Annotated in this window: 16 protein-coding genes; 2 read left to right on the top strand and 14 right to left on the bottom strand. The window is 46.4% G+C overall.

The window, feature by feature from the left end; translation table 11 throughout:
• Nucleotides 1-4: 4 nt before the first annotated feature.
• The 14 genes from truA to C2757_RS03645 all read right to left on the bottom strand — a co-directional run bounded on the left by truA (nucleotide 5) and on the right by C2757_RS03645 (nucleotide 12682).
• The gene (gene truA / locus C2757_RS03710) at nucleotides 5-835 is read right to left on the bottom strand and encodes a tRNA pseudouridine(38-40) synthase TruA (RefSeq protein WP_215376307.1); all 831 of its coding nucleotides are present in this window, start codon (nucleotides 833-835) and stop codon (nucleotides 5-7) included.
• A gap of 18 nt (nucleotides 836-853) precedes the next feature.
• Nucleotides 854-2230 carry a FimV/HubP family polar landmark protein gene (locus C2757_RS03705; protein WP_215376304.1) on the bottom strand — a complete coding sequence of 459 codons (1377 nt, stop codon included), beginning with the start codon at nucleotides 2228-2230 and terminating at the stop codon, nucleotides 854-856.
• Entirely contained in the window at nucleotides 2230-3387 is a 1158-nt protein-coding gene (asd, locus tag C2757_RS03700) for an aspartate-semialdehyde dehydrogenase (RefSeq protein WP_215376302.1), read from the bottom strand. The genes C2757_RS03705 and asd overlap by 1 nt, the downstream gene beginning before the upstream one ends.
• A gap of 32 nt (nucleotides 3388-3419) precedes the next feature.
• Complete coding sequence (leuB, locus tag C2757_RS03695) at nucleotides 3420-4490, bottom strand: 3-isopropylmalate dehydrogenase (protein WP_215376299.1); 1071 nt, start codon at nucleotides 4488-4490, stop codon at nucleotides 3420-3422.
• Between the two features lie 21 nt (nucleotides 4491-4511).
• Nucleotides 4512-5159 carry a 3-isopropylmalate dehydratase small subunit gene (gene leuD, locus C2757_RS03690; protein ID WP_215376296.1) on the bottom strand — a complete coding sequence of 216 codons (648 nt, stop codon included), beginning with the start codon at nucleotides 5157-5159 and terminating at the stop codon, nucleotides 4512-4514.
• A gap of 24 nt (nucleotides 5160-5183) precedes the next feature.
• On the bottom strand, nucleotides 5184-5393 hold the full coding sequence (locus C2757_RS03685) for a hypothetical protein (RefSeq protein ID WP_215376293.1): 210 nt from the start codon (nucleotides 5391-5393) through the stop codon (nucleotides 5184-5186).
• Nucleotides 5394-5403: 10 nt separating this feature from the next.
• Complete coding sequence (gene leuC / locus C2757_RS03680; RefSeq protein ID WP_215376290.1) at nucleotides 5404-6813, bottom strand: 3-isopropylmalate dehydratase large subunit; 1410 nt, start codon at nucleotides 6811-6813, stop codon at nucleotides 5404-5406.
• 17 nt (nucleotides 6814-6830) lie between these two features.
• Entirely contained in the window at nucleotides 6831-8144 is a 1314-nt protein-coding gene (gene gltA / locus C2757_RS03675; protein ID WP_215376287.1) for a citrate synthase, read from the bottom strand.
• Between the two features lie 82 nt (nucleotides 8145-8226).
• Nucleotides 8227-8496 carry a succinate dehydrogenase assembly factor 2 gene (locus C2757_RS03670; protein WP_215376284.1) on the bottom strand — a complete coding sequence of 90 codons (270 nt, stop codon included), beginning with the start codon at nucleotides 8494-8496 and terminating at the stop codon, nucleotides 8227-8229.
• Nucleotides 8493-9197 (bottom strand): succinate dehydrogenase iron-sulfur subunit, encoded by a 705-nt coding sequence (locus tag C2757_RS03665; protein WP_215376281.1) that lies wholly within the window; start codon nucleotides 9195-9197, stop codon nucleotides 8493-8495. Before C2757_RS03665 ends, C2757_RS03670 begins: the two co-directional genes overlap by 4 nt.
• 16 nt (nucleotides 9198-9213) lie before the next feature.
• Nucleotides 9214-10992 (bottom strand): succinate dehydrogenase flavoprotein subunit, encoded by a 1779-nt coding sequence (sdhA, locus tag C2757_RS03660; RefSeq protein ID WP_215376278.1) that lies wholly within the window; start codon nucleotides 10990-10992, stop codon nucleotides 9214-9216.
• Between the two features lie 4 nt (nucleotides 10993-10996).
• Nucleotides 10997-11362 (bottom strand): succinate dehydrogenase, hydrophobic membrane anchor protein, encoded by a 366-nt coding sequence (sdhD, locus tag C2757_RS03655; RefSeq protein WP_215376276.1) that lies wholly within the window; start codon nucleotides 11360-11362, stop codon nucleotides 10997-10999.
• Nucleotides 11363-11386: 24 nt separating this feature from the next.
• Nucleotides 11387-11806 carry a succinate dehydrogenase, cytochrome b556 subunit gene (gene sdhC / locus C2757_RS03650; RefSeq protein WP_215376273.1) on the bottom strand — a complete coding sequence of 140 codons (420 nt, stop codon included), beginning with the start codon at nucleotides 11804-11806 and terminating at the stop codon, nucleotides 11387-11389.
• 132 nt (nucleotides 11807-11938) lie between these two features.
• Entirely contained in the window at nucleotides 11939-12682 is a 744-nt protein-coding gene (locus C2757_RS03645; RefSeq protein WP_251366789.1) for a GntR family transcriptional regulator, read from the bottom strand.
• A gap of 143 nt (nucleotides 12683-12825) precedes the next feature.
• Between C2757_RS03645 and C2757_RS03640 the strand changes: the two genes are divergently transcribed.
• Together C2757_RS03640 and C2757_RS03635 are read left to right on the top strand one after the other, a co-directional pair.
• Complete coding sequence (locus C2757_RS03640; protein ID WP_215376267.1) at nucleotides 12826-13815, top strand: malate dehydrogenase; 990 nt, start codon at nucleotides 12826-12828, stop codon at nucleotides 13813-13815.
• A 13-nt stretch (nucleotides 13816-13828) separates the two neighbouring features.
• The gene (locus C2757_RS03635) at nucleotides 13829-14206 is read left to right on the top strand and encodes a hypothetical protein (protein WP_215376265.1); all 378 of its coding nucleotides are present in this window, start codon (nucleotides 13829-13831) and stop codon (nucleotides 14204-14206) included.
• Nucleotides 14207-14228: the final 22 nt, after the last annotated feature.

Below are 14228 nucleotides of genomic sequence, written 5' to 3'. Positions count from 1 at the left end.
GGCCTTAGGGCTTCGTTATCTCGGCAGGCAACCATGAGTTTTTTAACCAAGGTGCGGGTATCTCAAACTCAGCCGGATAAGCAATCTTGGTTAAGTAGAGGCCATCAGGCATAAAGGTGGGGGCAGCCACTTTTCGATCCTTAGCAGCCAAAACCTCAGCCATCCACTCAGGTCGTTGTCTACCCTGTCCAATTTGCAGAAAGCATCCCACTAAATTACGCACCATGTGGTGCAGGAATGCGTTTCCCCGAATCCGAAAATACAACCATGGCTCATCAGAAATAATTTCGATTGAGTACATGGTTTTAATCGGAGTTTTGCTTTGGCATTCTGAAGATCGAAACGAACTAAAGTCATGCTCGCCGATTAAACACTCTGCTGATTTTTTCATGCCTGCAATATCAAACCATTTATTTGGGGCGAGCATCACATAGCCGGCGCGCGCACTCATCATTGGTGAACGGCAAGGTCCTGCATGCAATGCATAAACATAGGTTCGCTCGTGTGCAGAAAAACGCGCACTGAATTCTTCTGGAACTTCTTTAGCCCAATTGATCACAATCGATGACGGTAAAAAAGAATTCACCCCCCTTACCCAAGAAAATACTTCGCGCTCTACATTCACATCAAAGTGCACTACTTGACCGAGCGCATGAACACCTGTATCCGTTCTGCCAGCGGTGATGGTGTGGACTGGCTGAGCCCTACAAGCCTCTTCTCCAATGAATGCAGTAATGGCTTTTTCGAGTTCGCCCTGAACGGTGAGTTGATTCAGTTGTACTTGCCACCCAGCATAGGGGCTACCGTCATACTGAAGGCCTAGGGCTATGCGCATTGCGATACGCCCATGAGCTTAGGCATTGCGATGTGAGAGCTCCGCTAACAAGCCTTGAGCTTCAATCGTGATTGTTGGGTCTACAGCATTACTAACTTGTAGCACCTCTTCTAAAGATCTCCTAGCAGCCGAGAAATCTTCAATCGTGATGTATGCACGCGCAAGATTTAATTTGACACGCAAAGTATCAGCCAAAGGATTTAGGATCGGAGCAGGTGGTGTTGATGGCAGGTCTACTGCTGGTTTGGAAAGATCTAAATCGATGCCTGCAAAGAGTGCCTTGGCACGCTCAGGCATTTCATAATTAGCGTGAGTTAGCTTGTGGTGAGTATCTGCCGGCATGCTTGCCGCCTGAAAATCACCCAACTCAGAGCGACGTGCATTACGCGCAAAGCCCCATAGCAATAAACCCGTTAATGTAATTAATGTAATCGCCAAAATAGCTGGGCCTGCCGCGCCTAAGCCAAAATGATCGTCAACAGCCTTCTTCTCTTTAGATTTATCGAGCAATCGCTGCAGGTCGGCAACATTCTTTTCTAACTCTGCTACGCGAGCTTTAGCTTGCTCTAATTGTTTCTCTTGAGCTACAAGCTCTTCGGTGTAGCGACGCTCTTCGTTGCTATCTGCACTAGAGCCGATCTTCAGACGATCTTTTGGAGTCAGTTCAGCTACTTTAGTGCTACCAGACTTAGAGTCGGGGTTAGCTCCAGCCGCCCCCTGCTCGGCTCGCCACTGTGCATTCGCCTCTGCCACAAATTGATTCGCCTCTGCAGGACTAATGGACCGCAGAAGCGCTTGGCTCGGCTTATTGAGTTCAGCACCAGCAGCTAAACGATTAATACTGCCGCTAGCAAAAGCATCAGGATTCGCTTTATATAAAGCCATCATCGCCTGATCTAATGTGGCACCGTCTAGCTGTGGAGCCATCAATGCTGCAATCTCCGATAGAGTTTGACCAGGCTTAACTAGAACCTTCTGCACATCGCCCAATAACAATGTGTAAGTTTTGGTAATGCTTCCACTTGCCCAATTGAGATTCACTAATACATCGACAAATGGATCTTCTGAGAGCGGAACTGGGTTGACCGTCTCGACTAAGATCATCAATTTTTCTTGGCGATTGCGATACACCGAAACTTGGGGGTTGAGCTCTAAAATTTTTGAGGAAATTCCCAGACGCTCATAGGCAGCCTTATTGGGAGTTTGTGCCTTGAGACTATTGAGAGCGCTCTCCTCGTCTGCCGCTACCCGAATGGGAATTTCTACGCGAAGCGGTTCGCCAGTCTTGGATTGTAGTTGTGGTGAACCCAGCGAGATTGCCCAGGCAGCACAAGACCAACTTAGCCAAATAAAGCAAAGAGCTTTGACAAAGCTCAGTTGGCAAGTTCTCAACATTATTTTTCGAGCAAAATTCTGAGCATGCGGCGCAATGGCTCGGCAGCACCCCACAACAGCTGGTCACCCACTGTAAATGCGCCCAAGTACTCTGGACCCATGGCCATTTTATGTAGACGGCCAATTGGCACTGTCAGAGTACCGCTAACAGCTGCAGGCGATAAGTCACGCTCAGTGGTTTCACGATCATTTGGCACAACTTTGACCCACTGGTTATCGTTAGCCAAGATAGTTTCGATTTCCTTAAGTGGAATATCTTTCTTCAACTTCACAGTCAGACCTTGTGAATGGCAACGCATCGCACCAACGCGTACACACAAACCATCAATCGGAATGCTTCCTGGCGTGCGGAATGCTGGACGACCAAGTATCTTATTGAATTCAGAGCCACCCTTCCACTCTTCTTTGGTTTGACCATTCTCTACTGGCACATCGATCCAAGGAATCAAGCTACCAGCCAAAGCCGTGTTACGGAAATTCTTTTTCGGGAAATCTGCTGAACGCAAGGTCTCAGTGACTTTGCGATCAATGTCCAAAATCCAAGAGGATGGATCCGCTAACTCAGTAGCAACGCTATCGCGCAATGCACCCATCTGCAGCAGTAGTTCGCGCATATTCTGTGCACCAGCACCAGATGCTGCTTGATAAGTCATTGCACTGATCCATTCAACCATGTCAGCTTTTACTAAACCGCCCATAGCCATCATCATCAAGCTCACGGTGCAGTTAGCGCCAATCCAGTTCTTACCACCAGCCGCCAAAGCCTTATCGATCACTGGGCGATTTACAGGATCCAAAACCAATACCGCGTCATCTTTCATCCGCAGCGCACTAGCAGCATCAATCCAATGGCCATTCCAGCCGGCAGCGCGCAGCTTTGGAAAGATCTCATTGGTGTAGTCACCACCTTGGCAAGTCAAAATGATGTCGCAGCGTGACAGCGCTTGAATATCGTTTGCATCTTGCAAAGCGCTTTCGCTCTTGCTGACTTTTATGCCATTAATTAAAGGCACTTCTCCGCCAGCTTGGCTGGTACTGAAAAATACAGGCTCGATCAAGTCAAAATCTTTTTCAGCCAGCATCCGATCCATGAGCACGCTTCCAACCATGCCACGCCAGCCGACTAAACCTACTAATGGAGTATTTGTATTTGCCATGATTAACTATCTAATGAATATTTACTATTGATTTAAGAGAGTGCTGCCACCACTGCATCACCCATTTGTACAGTAGAGACCTTTTGAGTGCCTTCGGTATAAATATCTGCAGTCCGTAAGCCTTGTGCCAATACCTTTTGAACGGCCCGTTCAATTCGATCTGCTTCTGCAGGCATTCCCAATGAATAGCGCAGCATCATTGCTGCAGACAAAATAGTTGCCAAAGGATTAGCAATGCCTTTGCCAGCGATATCCGGTGCAGAACCATGACTTGGCTCATACAAGCCTTTATTGTTCTTATCCAAAGATGCCGAAGGTAGCATCCCAATTGAGCCGGTAAGCATAGCTGCCTCATCTGACAAGATATCGCCAAAGAGGTTGCCGGTAACCACTACGTCAAATGCCTTGGGTGCTTTTACCAGCTGCATTGCCGCGTTATCGACATACATATGGGAAAGCTCAACATCAGGGTAGTCCTGAGAGATTTTGATCATGACTTCACGCCATAACTGGGAGGTCTCTAATACGTTTGCCTTATCCACACTGCAGACTTTTTTACTACGTTTACGCGCTGCTTCAAAAGCAACACGACCAATACGCTCCACTTCTGGCTCGCTATAGTGCATCGTGTCAAAACCTTCGCGGGCACCTTTAAAGAGTGGCAACTCAGATGTACGAATGCCACGGGGCTGACCAAAGTAAATATCGCCATTGAGTTCTCGGACGATCAAGATATCCAAACCACCGATAATTTCTGGCTTCAAGCTAGATGCTGCAGTGAGCTCTGGATAACAAATTGCCGGTCTAAAGTTGGCAAACAACTCTAAGTGTTTGCGCAAACCCAAGATAGCTTGTTCAGGACGAAATTCGCGAGCGAGTGTGTCGTATTTCCAGTCGCCTACTGCTCCGAATAAAATTGCATCAGCTTTTTTAGCCAGCTCTAGGGTTGCTGGCGGCAGAGGATGACCTACTACATCATAGGCAGCCCCACCAACAGGAGCTTCTTCTAAATCAAACTTTGGGCCGAGCGCATTTAAGACTCGTACAGCTTGAGCAACGATTTCCGGGCCGATACCATCGCCCGGTAGAACTGCAATTTTCATGAGAGGCCTTTAAATCTAAAATTACGGCAACTGAGTCGCAAGCCAAGGCATCTTGAGAATGCGCTCGGCTTCATAAGCCTTGATTTTATCTGCATGGCGCAGAGTTAAGCCAATATCGTCCAAGCCATTGAGAAGGCAAAACTTCCTAAATGGGGCTACATCGAAGCTATAGGCAGTCCCATCAGGGGTAATGACCTGCTGAGCCTCAAGGTCGATAGTTAATTGATAACCACTAAACGCCATGGTTTCATTAAAGAGGTGGTCAACCTGCAATTCTGTCAAAACGATCGGCAAAAGACCGTTTTTAAAGCAGTTGTTATAGAAAATATCGGCAAAGCTCGGGGCAATTACTGCCCTAAAGCCATACTGGTCAAGTGCCCATGGAGCGTGCTCACGAGAACTGCCGCAACCGAAGTTCTTACGTGCCAGCAGAATACCGGCACCCTGATAGCGAGACTGATTCAGTACAAAGTCGGGATTGAGTGGACGCGAGCTGCAATCTTGCCCAGGCTCACCATGATCAAGATAGCGCCACTCATCAAATAAATTTTGACCAAAGCCTGTTTTCTTAATGGACTTTAAGAATTGCTTAGGAATGATGGCGTCGGTATCCACGTTCTCGCGATTTAACGGAGCAACCAAACCTTTATAGACCGTAAATTTTTCCATAATTCCGACTTAAATTCTAAATGTTTACTTCACCGGAGTAACGACAACGTCCTTACCCTTAGTTTGAGACTGATTGTTTTGGGTATTGCTTGAAGAACTGCTATCCATCGACTTGCCCATCGTCTGCAAATCTTTTCCCATACCCTCCATGGTGTTCGTGCAAGCAGCAATGATCAAACCTACAAGACCAACTATTGCTAATCTAGCAATTAAAGAAACTGGAGAAAATTTCATCTCGATACCCTTATGAAATCTTACGAACATCAACAAAATGACCTTCAATCGCTGCAGCAGCAGCCATTGCAGGGCTGACTAAATGGGTTCTGCCGCCATTGCCTTGACGACCTTCAAAATTACGGTTGGATGTAGAGGCACAACGTTCGCCAGGCTCAAGGCGATCGGCATTCATTGCTAAACACATTGAGCAACCTGGCTCGCGCCACTCAAAGCCAGCGGCCTTGAAAATACGATCTAAACCTTCGCGCTCTGCCTGGGCTTTCACCAAACCAGAACCAGGAACAACCATCGCCAACTTCACATTAGCCGCAACCTTTTTGCCGATACGATCTACTACTTTAGCGGCTGCCCGAATATCTTCAATACGGCTATTAGTGCAAGAACCAATAAATACTTTATCCACAGAAATACTGCTTAATGGGGTATTGGGAGTGAGATTCATATACTCCAAGGCACGCTCCATCGCAGAACGCTTATTAGGGTCACGCTCTTTTTCTGGATCTGGAACACGATCACTAATAGCAAGCACCATCTCTGGTGAAGTACCCCAAGTGACTTGGGGCGCAATTTCTTCAGCGCGCAATTCGACTACAGCGTCAAACTTTGCATCTGGATCAGAGTGCAAAGTTCTCCAATACTGCAAGGCTTGCAATAAAGCTGGTCCCTTTGGTGAGTATGGACGACCTTGGATGTACTCAATAGTGGTTTCATCAACAGCAACTAGGCCAGCGCGTGCACCCGCCTCAATAGCCATATTGCAGACAGTCATGCGACCTTCCATAGAAAGGATACGAATTGCTTCACCAGCAAACTCAATGGTGTAGCCCGTGCCGCCTGCTGTACCAATCTTGCCAATCACGGCCAGAACGATATCTTTTGCAGTGGAACCTGGCTGCAAGCGACCATCAACCCGCACCAACATATTCTTGCTCTTTTTCATGAGCAGGGTCTGCGTAGCTAAAACATGCTCGACTTCAGAAGTTCCAATACCAAACGCTAGAGCACCAAATGCACCATGCGTACTGGTATGAGAATCACCGCATACCACTGTCATACCGGGCAAAGTTGCGCCCTGCTCTGGTCCAATGACGTGAACAATACCTTGACGGGCATCGTTCATCTTATACTGAGTAATACCAAAGGCATCACAGTTTTGATCCAAGGTATCAACTTGTAATTTCGATATTGGATCTGCAATACCTTCAGAGCGGTCTGTGGTTGGCACATTGTGGTCAGAGACTGCCAAATTGGCAGAGATACGCCAAACTGGACGGCCTGCTAAATTCAAACCCTCAAAGGCTTGAGGACTAGTTACCTCATGCAGCAATTGACGATCAATATAGATCGTCGCTGTGCCATCCTCTTCTGAGTAAACAACGTGGTCATCCCACAATTTGTCATAAAGCGTACGTGACATGAGTAAGCCTGAACCCCTTATTTGCGAACAGTAATGTTCGGAACTTTGCGTGAAGTTTCGCCAACATAAAGCTGACGTGGACGACCAATCTTGTACTCTGGATCAGTAATCATCTCTTCCCACTGCGCAATCCAACCCACTGTTCTTGCCAAAGCAAAAATACAGGTAAACATTTCTGTTGGAACGCCAAGTGCACGTTGAACAATACCGGAGTAGAAGTCTACGTTTGGATAGAGCTTACGGCTAACAAAGTACTCATCCTCTAAAGCAATCTTCTCAAGAGTCATGGCTAACTTGAATAATGGATCATCTTGCAGACCAAGTTCATTCAATACTTCGTAGCAAGTCTCACGCATCAATTTAGCGCGTGGGTCGAAGTTTTTATAAACGCGGTGACCAAAGCCCATCAAGCGAACGCTAGAGTTCTTATCTTTTACCTGAGCAATGAATTCATGAATCTTATCTACGCCACCCTGAGCTTGAATCTCATTCAACATCTGTAAGCAAGCTTCGTTAGCACCACCGTGGGCTGGGCCCCAGAGACAAGCAATACCAGCAGAGATTGCTGCAAACGGATTGGTACCTGAAGAGCCGCACAAACGGACAGTAGAAGTAGATGCATTTTGCTCATGATCTGCATGCAAAATGAAGATGCGATCCAAAGCGCGTACCAATACTGGGTTGACTTTGTACTCCTCACATGGTGTAGCAAACATCATGCGCATAAAGTTAGCGGTGTATGACAAAGAATTATCTGGATAGATAAATGGTTGTCCTACTGAATACTTATAGGCCATCGCAACTAAGGTTGGCATCTTGGCAATCAAACGAATCTGCGCAATTTCACGTGCCTTCGGATCGCTGTAATCAATTTGATCGTGATAGAAAGCTGCCATTGCACCAACCAAGCCAGTCAATACTGCCATTGGATGCGCATCGCGACGGAAACCGCGCAAGAAGAATTGCATTTGCTCATGAACCATCGTGTGGTGCATGACCATTTCATCAAAATCTTTTTTCTCAGTGGCGTTAGGCAACTCACCATTGATCAAGAGATAGCAAACTTCCAAGAAATCACAGTTTGCGGCAAGATCTTCAATCGGGTAACCACGGTAGAGCAACTCACCCTTATCGCCATCGATATAAGTAATTTTGCTGTTACAGGAAGCAGTAGATAAAAAGCCTGAATCGTAAGTGAACTTACCAGTCTGACCATAGAGCTTGCGAATGTCGATTACATCAGGACCTACTGTCCCTTTATAAATTGGCAGATCAATATCTGGTGTGCCATCTGAAAACGAAAGTTTTGCCTTGATGTCCGATTCAATCATTTCTAATCCTTAGTCATTCAAAATTATGATTAATACACTATTCGATCACATGCTTTCACTACTACTGCACCAAAAAGCTGATTTACTTCTCTCTCAGCTTTTGTAATAAAGCTTTAAAGGAGTCTGTTTGCATCTCCTTTTCCAGGCTTGCTACAGAGTCTTTGCGCCCAATGAGTAAATCCATCAAGTCGTTGTCATCTAAAGCTAATAACTGGCTTAAAACTTTTCCATCTTCTACGCTTAACTGAGTGCCGTAGCGCTCAAAAAAACGCTGCAGAATTAGGTCGTTTTCTAGTAAACCCCTGCGGGCATCACTCTTTAAGCGATATAACTCTGCATTGCCGAGGGTCATACTGCCCTACGAACCATCAACTCCTTGATCTTGCCAATCGCCTTCGTCGGGTTCAAATGCTTAGGACAGACATCCACGCAATTCATGATGGTGTGACAACGGAATAAACGGTATGGGTCTTCAAGGTTGTCCAAGCGCTGTGCCGTATCTTCATCGCGACTATCAGCAATGAAACGATAAGCCTGCAATAAACCAGCTGGGCCAACAAACTTGTCTGGATTCCACCAGAAAGATGGGCATGAGGTTGAGCATGATGCGCACAAGATGCACTCATATAAACCATTCAACTCTTCACGCTCTTCAGGACTCTGGAGACGCTCTTTTTCTGGAGCGGGATTGTCATTTACCAAATAAGGCTTGATAGATAAGTATTGCTTGAAGAACAAAGTCATGTCGACAATCAAATCACGCACCACTGGCAAGCCAGGTAATGGGCGCAATGTAATGACCTTTGGCAAAGTCAACATATTAGTCAAGCAGGCCAAGCCATTTTTACCGTTGATGTTCATCGCATCTGAGCCGCACACACCTTCACGGCATGAACGACGATAAGAAATCGTTTCGTCTTGTTTCTTCAAAGAAATCAAAGCATCCAACAACATCCGCTCGCCAGTGAGCTCTAACTCATAGCGCTGCATGCGTGGCGCTGCATCGACATCTGGATCGTAGCGGTAAATTTCAAATATACGGATATCACTCATTCTTTATCTCTCTTGCTTAGAAAGTACGTTCTTTTGGAGGGAAGGACTCAACTGTCAAAGGCTTCAATACAACTGGCTTGTAAGTCAGTCTATTGCCTTCGCTATACCAAAGTGTGTGTTTCATCCAATTTTCGTCGTCACGATGTTGATGATCATCATGTGAGTGTGCACCACGACTCTCTTTGCGAGCTGCCGCAGAAATCATGGTTGCATTTGCAGTCTCAACTAAGTTGGCCACTTCTAAGGCTTCAATGCGCGCGGTATTGAAAATCTCAGACTTGTCCTTAACCCAAAGGTGCTTAGCGCGTTCAGTCAACTTCGCCATTTGACGAACGCCTTCGTCCATCAACTCTTGGTTACGGAACACGCCAGCATATTTCTGCATGCACTTACGAATATCGTTCGCAACGTCTTGTGCGTATTCACCAGAAGTGGAGTTATCCAACTTCGCAATGCGCTCCAAAGTTTGCTGACCAGCATTAGCAGGCAATGGTTTGAATTCACGATTTTTCAGATCAAGACCAACGATATGGTTACCCGCTGCGCGACCGAATACTAAGAGATCGAGCAATGAGTTGGTGCCTAAGCGGTTAGCGCCGTGCACAGATACACATGAGCATTCACCGATCGCATACAGTCCATTAACGATTTCATTGTGAATACCATTGGCTGGCACTACAACTTGACCATGAATATTGGTTGGAATTCCACCCATCTGATAGTGAATAGTTGGCACTACCGGAATTGGCTCTTTGGTCACGTCAACGTTTGCAAAGTTAATGCCGATCTCATATACAGAAGGCAAACGCTTCATGATCGTTTCTGCGCCGATGTGGGTCAAATCAAGCACAACGTAGTCACCATTCGGGCCGCAACCGCGCCCTTCTTTAATCTCCTGATCCATACAGCGAGATACGAAATCGCGTGGCGCTAAGTCTTTATAAGTTGGCGCATAACGCTCCATGAAGCGTTCGCCATCCTTGTTACGCAAGATACCGCCTTCACCGCGACAACCTTCTGTCAACAACACGCCTGCACCAGCAACGCCAGTTGGATGAAATTGCCAGAACTCCATGTCTTCCAATGGAATGCCTGCGCGGGCTGCAAGGCCCATACCGTCACCGGTATTAATAAATGCGTTGGTAGATGCATCCCAAATACGGCCCGCACCACCAGTTGCCATCATCACCACCTTGGCTTCCAAGATGTAAACCTGACCGGTTTCCATTTCAAGGGCAGTAACACCAACCACATCACCGTCGTCATCACGAATCAAATCGAGCGCAAGCCACTCAACGAAGAAGTTGGTTTTAGCGCGCACGTTGCGTTGATACAAGGTATGCAACATCGCGTGGCCAGTACGGTCAGCGGCAGCACAAGCACGTTGCACTGGCTTCTCACCATAGTTTGCGGTGTGACCGCCAAATGGACGCTGATAAATCGTGCCATCTGGATTGCGGTCGAAAGGCATACCGAAATGCTCTAACTCGTAAACGACTTTTGGAGCTTCACGACACATAAACTCGATCACATCCTGGTCACCTAACCAGTCAGATCCTTTGATCGTGTCATAAAAGTGATAGTGCCAATTATCTTCACTCATATTGCCCAATGAAGCACCGATACCGCCTTGTGCAGCAACCGTATGTGAACGTGTTGGAAATACTTTAGTTAGTACAGCAACATTGAGGCCGGCTTCAGCCAACTGCAAAGAAGCGCGCATACCTGAACCACCCGCACCAACAATCACCGCATCAAAACGGCGGCGTGGCAATGATTTTTGAATTGCAGTCATCGAATTACACTTTCCACAAAATTTGTACGGCATAAGCCGCACAGGCTACTAGATACAGAACAGTTAACACTTGCAGTGTTAAACGAATGCTGACAGGCTTGATGTAATCCATCCAGATATCGCGGATACCAATCCAAGCGTGGTAGAACAAGCTGATGAATGCTAAGAGCGTCAATAACTTCATAAATTGGTTGCTAAACAAAGCAGACCAACCTTCATAAGTCGCGCTACCAGTAATGCAATAGTCCACGAGTAAAACAACGGTGAACACCACCATCACAATCGCTGTCACGCGCTGGATGATCCACTCTTTAAGACCGTAATGAGCGCCTACTACTAAGCGTTTTGGTCCAATCTGATAAATAGGCATGTGATTTCCTTAAAAGATGTGCGCTTAGTACAAGCCGAATAATTTGAGACCTACGACCGCAGTCAAAGCTAAGCCAAGGAACAATACGAAGATCGCTGAACGATTTGACTCAGACTTCTCTACGCCAATTTCTAAATCGAGCAAGAGGTAACGAATACCAGCACAGAAGTGGTGCAAGAAACACCAGATCAAGCCTAAGCAAATGATTTTGACCAAGAAGCTGCTAGTAAATGCCTGGAAGTGTTGGTAGCTCACTTCAGATGCCAGACTTTGATCAAAGAGATACAAGATGAAGGGCAATAAAAGGAAGAGCACTGCTCCGCTAATGCGGTGGAGGATGGAAACTTTGCCAGCCCAAGGAAGGCGATATTTGACTAACTGGGCAAGACCAATATTGCGATAAACCGGTCTATCTTTTTTTACGTTTTGCTGTGCATCAACCATGGGCAATCTCTATCTTTAGGTGGAGGTTCAGTGTGACTTTGTTGTGTTGCAACATATTCTATTGGAAACCTTAGGGGTGTTGGGGATTTTATAGGGTTTTTAGGGGTTAATTAGGGGTTTTAACGGATAAGGCTAATTCAACTTGTTCTCGTAATGCTGTTCAGAAGTGTCATATCTTGCATGCCGAATTTCTACTGGTTTATTCCCGTAGGTGAAGGCCACCCTTTCTACAGAAAGTAACGGCGCGCCTGGGGCTAAGTGCAAATGTCGAGCTAAGGTCTCATCAGCAGCGATCGCTTTGATTTTTTCTTCAGCGCGCACCATATGGGTCGCAAATTGACTCTCATACAAGCCATAAACAGTGCCATGCCAAGCATTGAGGGTATCAAGATCAAGCCCAGTAAAACGTACTCCTGGCAACCAAATCTCTTCAAAAACAATGGGTTGCCCCGCATAGCTCTGAATTCGGTCGATGTGAATAATCGGGTCACCTGCCTTTAATTTCAGCAAATTGGCTACGTAAGCATTGGCCTCGGTTTTTGTACATACCAGGAAGCGATTGGCCAGGTGAAATTTCATCCCAGAATCGGGGGCAAGGTGCAAAAAGCGATATTGCCAGTCATCCTCTTGGTGGGTGGCCACAAAAGTGCCCTTCCCCTGACGTCTGACTAATAGATTTTGAGAGGCCAGCTCATCAATCGCCTTGCGGACTGTACCTTGGCTGACCGCGAATCGGGCTGCCAACTCCATTTCGCTGGGAATAGCCTCTCCCGGAAGCCATTCAGAGGCTTGCAGGCTAGCCAAAATCATCGCCTTAATCTGCTCGTACAGAGGGCTAAATGAGGCTACAGGCAAATTTATATCTGACAAATTCACTCCAGACGAAATCAATTGGATAAAATTCAGGGTAATTCTAGTCTTATATAAGACATCTGTGACAGTGTAATCCGAAAGTACGTGCACTTGAATGGATAATAGAAAAGTATCGATTAATTAACCTTCCTGTGGAGTTATTAGTAATGGCAAAAGCCCCAATGCGTGTCGCCGTAACCGGTGCAGCCGGTCAAATCGGATATTCCCTCCTCTTCCGTATCGCCAATGGCGACCTCTTGGGCAAAGATCAGCCCGTCATCCTCCAGTTGCTCGAGATTCCTGATGAGAAAGCTCAAAAAGCATTGGCAGGTGTCATGATGGAATTGGAAGACTGTGCATTCCCACTATTGGCAGGTATGACAGCGCACTCTGATCCAATGACTGCGTTTAAAGATATTGACGTCGCTCTTTTAGTTGGCGCACGTCCGCGCGGCCCTGGTATGGAGCGCAAAGATTTGCTCTCTGCTAACGCACAAATTTTCACAGCTCAAGGCAAGGCATTAAATGCAGTAGCTAAGAAGACTGTCAAAGTATTGGTTGTTGGCAATCCAGCAAATACAAATGCTTACATCGCAATGAAGTCTGCACCAGATATTCCTGCAAAAAACTTCACAGCAATGTTGCGCCTCGATCACAACCGTGCGCTCTCACAATTGGCCACCAAATTGAACAAGCCTGTTGCCGATATTGAGAAGCTCGTGGTGTGGGGTAATCACAGCCCAACAATGTATCCAGACTATCGCTTTGCAACTGTTGATGGCAAGTCAGTAAAAGACTCTATCAATGATGCAGCATGGAACAAAGATGTATTTATCCCTACCGTTGGTAAGCGTGGCGCAGCAATTATTGAAGCGCGTGGCTTGTCTTCAGCCGCTTCTGCAGCCAATGCAGCAATTGACCATGTGCGTGACTGGGTTCTAGGCACAAATGGTAAGTGGGTCACTATGGGTATCCCATCTAAGGGCGAATACGGCATTCCAGCCGAAGTCATTTATGGCTTCCCAGTGGTTTGCGAAAACGGTGAATACAAGATGATCGAAGGTCTAGAGATCGATGAATTCTCCCGCGAGCGTATGAACCACACCCTCAACGAATTGCTTGAAGAACAAGCTGGCGTTAAGCACTTGCTCTCTTAAGGACAAAAATCACATGAAGAAAAACCTTCTCAACATCAGCATTGCACTTGCTTGTCTAGCTGGATCTGCCAATGTAAGTGCTGCTAGTGAAGAAGTATTCACATGGACTTGTAGCGAAAGTAAACAGTTCAAGACCTCTGGAACCGTTGAGAAAATTCGTCTCACCTGGGAAGCCAAGACGTATGACTTAGATCGTCAAACTTCCTTGCCAGGTAGCTTACGCTATAAGAACATGAATAGTGGTCATGATCTAGTTGTACTGGGCAACAAGGCAATGCTGTTTAACATCAAAGCTGGCGTAAGACTTGCTGATTTCTGTCAAACCCCAGAAATGAGAGCAGGCAAATTACCTCATCTGTTTGCTGATGCGGAGCCCTTCGTACAGAACTAAACTTGCATCGAGTTAATTCAAT

The organism is Polynucleobacter sp. MWH-Svant-W18 (assembly GCF_018687495.1).
Taxonomy (GTDB): Bacteria; Pseudomonadota; Gammaproteobacteria; order Burkholderiales; family Burkholderiaceae; genus Polynucleobacter.
Note: the sequence above shows the minus strand (reverse complement) of the source record. Positions and strands in the feature narration are given on the sequence as shown.